General features: G+C 64.5%; 5 protein-coding genes. 2 read left to right on the forward strand and 3 right to left on the reverse strand.

The window, feature by feature from the left end; translation table 11 throughout:
• Positions 1-1,789, reverse strand: a 1,789-nt coding sequence (gene putA / locus EOA60_RS19900) for a bifunctional proline dehydrogenase/L-glutamate gamma-semialdehyde dehydrogenase PutA (protein ID WP_128311775.1), incomplete at its 3' end; no start/stop codon positions are given.
• Positions 1,790-1,954: 165 nt separating this feature from the next.
• On the opposite strand from putA, the gene EOA60_RS19905 reads away from it, so the two are divergent.
• Positions 1,955-2,407 carry an Lrp/AsnC ligand binding domain-containing protein gene (locus EOA60_RS19905; protein WP_095778463.1) on the forward strand — a complete coding sequence of 151 codons (453 nt, stop codon included), beginning with the start codon at positions 1,955-1,957 and terminating at the stop codon, positions 2,405-2,407.
• Between the two features lie 59 nt (positions 2,408-2,466).
• Here EOA60_RS19905 and EOA60_RS19910 read toward each other — a convergent pair whose 3' ends face one another.
• Together EOA60_RS19910 and EOA60_RS19915 are read right to left on the reverse strand one after the other, a co-directional pair.
• On the reverse strand, positions 2,467-3,666 hold the full coding sequence (locus EOA60_RS19910; RefSeq protein ID WP_128293421.1) for a cytochrome c peroxidase: 1,200 nt from the start codon (positions 3,664-3,666) through the stop codon (positions 2,467-2,469).
• A 7-nt stretch (positions 3,667-3,673) separates the two neighbouring features.
• Positions 3,674-4,117 carry a FixH family protein gene (locus tag EOA60_RS19915; protein WP_067329635.1) on the reverse strand — a complete coding sequence of 148 codons (444 nt, stop codon included), beginning with the start codon at positions 4,115-4,117 and terminating at the stop codon, positions 3,674-3,676.
• Positions 4,118-4,271: 154 nt separating this feature from the next.
• Here EOA60_RS19915 and EOA60_RS19920 point away from each other — a divergent pair.
• On the forward strand, positions 4,272-4,536 hold a 265-nt coding region (locus tag EOA60_RS19920), incomplete at its 3' end, for a PfkB family carbohydrate kinase (protein ID WP_245502588.1).

Consider the following 4,536-nt stretch of genomic DNA (forward strand, 5'->3'; position numbering starts at 1 on the left):
GTTTTGCCCAGGCCGGCTGCGCCTCCACAGCGATGCGAACGGCCGTCGCGACCTGCTTGGCCGCCGCCTCATGCACGGTGCCGACGACCTCATCGGGCTTGGCCGGGTTGACGATCTGGCGCGGCTTGCCGTAGCCGGCGGCGCGCGTGATCGGCTTGGCATGCCAGCGATCCGCTCCCGCGAATTCCGCCCGCGCCCTGTCGATGGCTGCAAGAGTCACCGCATCACTGATGTCGAACCCTTTTGAATTGCGCCGGTGGGCGCCGAAGATCGCGGCGGGCCGCGCGATCGCCGGATTGGCGGCGGGGCCTTGTTTCTCTACAGCCTCCAGCGGGTCGCGGGCGATTTCTTCCGGCTCGACCTCCTCGTCAGTCAACTGGTGGACGAAAGAGGAGTTGGCGCCGTTTTCCAAGAGCCGCCGCACCAGATAGGCGAGCAGGTCGGAATGCGCACCGACCGGCGCGTAGATGCGGCAGCGCGTCCTTTCGGCCTTGCGCACCGTCTCGTGCAGCGATTCGCCCATACCGTGCAGACGCTGGAATTCGAAGGAGTCGCGATCCTTCGCCATCGACAGGATGGCAGCCACCGTGTGCGCGTTGTGGCTGGCGAATTGCGGATAGATGCGGTCGGTCATCGACAGCAGTTTTCGCGCGCAGGCCACATACGAGACGTCGGTGTTGGTCTTGCGGGTGAAGACCGGATAGCCGGCAAGCCCAAGCGTCTGTGCCCGCTTGATCTCGGTGTCCCAATAGGCGCCCTTCACCAGCCGCACCATGATCTTGCGGTCGTATTTTTTGGCAAGCGCATAGAGCCAGTCGATGACGAAGGCCGCGCGCGGGCCATAGGCCTGGACGACGACGCCGAAACCATCCCAGCCGGCAAGCTCCGGTTCGGCGAGCACGCGTTCGATGACGTCGAGCGACAAATCGAGCCGGTCGGCCTCTTCGGCATCGATGTTGAGGCCCATGCGCGAATGCCGCGCGGCAAGCGCCAGCGACAACAACCGCTCGGCCATTACCGGCAGCATCTTCTCCTTCTGCGCCACCTCATAGCGTGGATGCAGTGCCGAAAGCTTGACCGAAATGCCGTGGTTGTAGCGAATGTCCGGGCCATTGGACCCCGCGTCGAGCGAGGAAATCGCATCCGCATAGGCGCGGTGATAGCGCAACGCATCAGCCTCGGTGCGGGCCGCCTCACCCAGCATGTCGAAGGAATAGAGATAGCCCTTCTGCGTCATCGGACGGCCGCGCTTGACCGCCTCGGCGATGGTGCGGCCGAGCACGAACTGCTCGCCCATTTCGCGCATCGCCGCCGCCACGGCCTTGCGGATGACCGGCTCGCCGAGCCTGCGCACCATGGCGCGCAGCGTGCCTTCGATGCCGCCCTCGCCATCATCGAGCACGCGGCCGGTCAGCATCAGCGCCCAGGTCGAGGCGTTGACGAAAATGGAACTCGAGCTGCCCGAATGCGCCGACCAGTCGTGCGGCGCGATCTTGTCGGCGATGAGATCGTCCATCGTCTCGGCATCGGGAACGCGCAGCAGCGCCTCGGCGAGACACATCAGCGCCACGCCTTCCTTGGTCGACAGGCCATAGGCCGAAAGAAAAACCTCCATCAGCCGAGGGTCGGTCGAGCCGCGCACCGCGCGCACCAGATCGGCCGCACGCGCCGAGATCGCCTTGCGCTCTTCCGCCGAAAGCCCGGCAGCCGCGGACAGTCGCCTCACCGCCTCGTCTTCGTCGGGCAAATAGTTGGCGCGGATCTGCTGGCGGATGGCATCGAGCGGCATGTCGGATCCATGAGAGCAAGCGTTAGCGAGCAGGTCTGGCGGTCGCCGGACCGATTGGCGCAAGCTAGCACAGCTGGGAGCCCAGGTCGGTCCAAAGAAATCGACGAGACAGTCCATTCGAGCTATCATATAGGCTTAGCTCCCGCCATTTTGACCGTAAGACCGATGAGCGAAGACCAATTGGACCGCATTGACCGCAACATCCTGGCCGCGCTCGGGCGCGACGGCCGGCTTTCAATGTCCGAGCTGGCTTTGAAGGTCGGGCTGTCGAAGACCCCGGTGCAGGCCCGTGTGAAGCGTCTTGAGAAGGAGGGCTACATCAGAGGCTATCGCGCGATTATCGACCGGGAGCGCATGGGCGAAGGACATGTCGCCTTCGTCCAGGTGAAGCTGTCGGATACGCGCTCGGCGGCGCTCGACGCGTTCAACCGCGCGGTGCAGGGCGTGCCGGAGATCGAGCAGTGCCATATGATGGCGTCGAGCTTCGACTATCTCCTGAAGGTCCGCACCACCGATATCGCCGCCTACCGCCGCGTGCTCGGCGAGCGCATTTCGGCCCTTCCCCACGTGGCACAGACTTCCACCTTCGTGGCGATGGAAACGGTGAAGGATCGCTAGCGCAATTCCAGGAAAGATGCGCAGCCGTTTTCCGTCCGGAATCGCGCAAAATTAAGACTCTACTCCGACAGAGTCTTCAGAAACGCCACCAGAGCGGCGCGCTCGCGATCGGAGAGCTCGAGCGGGTGGATCTCCGAAACGCCTTCAACGCTGGACGCCGCTTTCGAATAATGCGCCACCACCTCGTCGAGGGTCGAGAACTGCCCGGCATGCATGTAGGGCGCACGCGTAGCTGCCCCCCTGAGCGACGGCGTCTTGTAGGCGCGCACGAGTTGCTGCCCGTCCTTCACCATGAAGCGCAATTCGCGGCAGGCGCTTTCATCGCCGTCGCGGAACTCGCCGAAGCAGTTGAACGGGTCCGCCTGCACTTGAGCCACGGCATCGACCCGGCCGCGGTCGGGCGGCAGATCTTTGACCGGCGGCACGCCGGTGTTGTGGAACGAACTGTCGGTGAAGCGCGGCGCGTTATGGCAGGTCACGCAATTGGCCTTGCCGATGAACAGCTTCAGCCCGAGGATCTCTTCCGGCGAGAAGGCAGCATCGCCTTGCGGCTTGGTGCCGGTCGCGAGGTCGATCGCGAAGCGGTCGAAACGCGTTTGCCCAGGTTCGATCGAGCGCTCGAAGGCCGCGATTGCCTTGCCGATATTGGCAAAGACGCGGTTGACGTCTTCGGCCTGCCTGGCGGGCATGGCGTTCCATGCCGCCTTTTCGGCCTCGGTGCCGAGCGGGCTGGCATTGGCCGGCACGGTGGAAAGATCGGGCAGCGGCCCGAAAATGCGCTCATAGCGCTCGCCGAACCGGTCCTTGATGTAATGCGCGAAGGCCGCGCGGTTGCCGGCCTGCTCCAGCGGGTTTTCGAGCGGCGTCAGCGCTTGCGCCCATAAACTGTCGCGACGTCCGTCCCAGAAGAACCAAGGATCGCGCGCCACGCCGGCCAGCGGCATGGTTCGGCGATTGACGCCGACCGCCCGCGGCAGGTCGTCCTGGAACTGACGGTCGATCTTGTGGCAGGTCGAGCAGGACACCGTGCCGTCGCGGCTCATGCCGACATCGAAGAACAGCGTCGATCCGAGCGCCGCAGCGGCCGGCACATCGGCATACTGGTTCGTCATGTCCGCTTTGAGCGCCGGCAGCGTGTTCAACGCCAGCGAGGCGATGGCCTTCTTCTCGGCGTCGCTGAACTCGGGCTCGCCGCAACCGCCAAGCCAAGCGAGCGCAGCCAGAGCGGACAGGTTTGCGAGGCGGAGAAGACGCTTCATCGGCCGCTCACAACACGATGTTGAAGACGACGGAATCGGAACCCGCCGCCGCCGAGATCGCGAAGCGCAATTGCCACCAGCCGGTCATGGTGAATTTCACGCCGTCGATGCGGTAGCGTCCCGCCCCCATATAGTCGGTCGCCTGCGGGCTGGTCGGCAGGCCGTGATTGTGCTGCGGCATGCCGCCGGAAACGGTGATCGCGGCCCCCTCCACCGGAGCGCCGGCGGAGGTCTTCAGCGTCAGCAGCCAGGATTGCAGCTCGCCCTGCCGGATGACGCCGCGCTCCGGCTCGAAGCTCGCAACGAACAGGCCGCTCGCCGTCTTTTTCGAACGCGACGTATCGGGGCCCGGTGCCGAATGCGGCGCCGTCAGGTAGACGACAGTCAGAATGCCGACCAGCAGGGCAGCAAGACCGAGACCCGCAAGAATGTAACGCCATATCGATGCCAAACCGGCTCCTCTTCGGCTGATAACGTCACGGGCTGCGCGCAGCATCCCTCCCGCCTGTGGGAAATCGCTTCTGGCGCAAAAATCGGCCTGCGCCAAGCATGGCGCTGCTGGCTGCAAAAAGCTACAGCACCAAAGCTTTAGGAGGACAAGTCATATGGAAGCCAATGGTGTCGCGTCGATCGGCGAATGCATGCTCGAACTGTCGGGCCAGGCAGGACCGAACTGGCGTATGGGCTTTGCCGGCGACACCTTCAATACGCTATGGGCGCTGCATGCGCTCAGCCCCGGCCGGCCCGCGACCTATGTCTCGGCCTTCGGCGACGACCCTTTTTCCCGCGATCAGATCGCGTTCTTAGCCCAGAACGGCATCGGTATCGGCAGCAGCCCGGTCATTGCCGGCGCAAGACCGGGCCTTTACG

Source organism: Mesorhizobium sp. M1A.F.Ca.IN.020.06.1.1 (assembly GCF_004023265.1).
Taxonomy (GTDB): Bacteria; Pseudomonadota; Alphaproteobacteria; order Rhizobiales; family Rhizobiaceae; genus Mesorhizobium.

Excerpts from the sequence above, each read along its gene's own strand:
- EOA60_RS19905 (WP_095778463.1), top strand. The coding sequence starts at position 1,955 with ATGAGCGAAGACCAATTGGACCGCATTGACCGCAACATCCTGGCCGCG.
- EOA60_RS19910 (WP_128293421.1), bottom strand. The coding sequence starts at position 3,666 with ATGAAGCGTCTTCTCCGCCTCGCAAACCTGTCCGCTCTGGCTGCGCTC.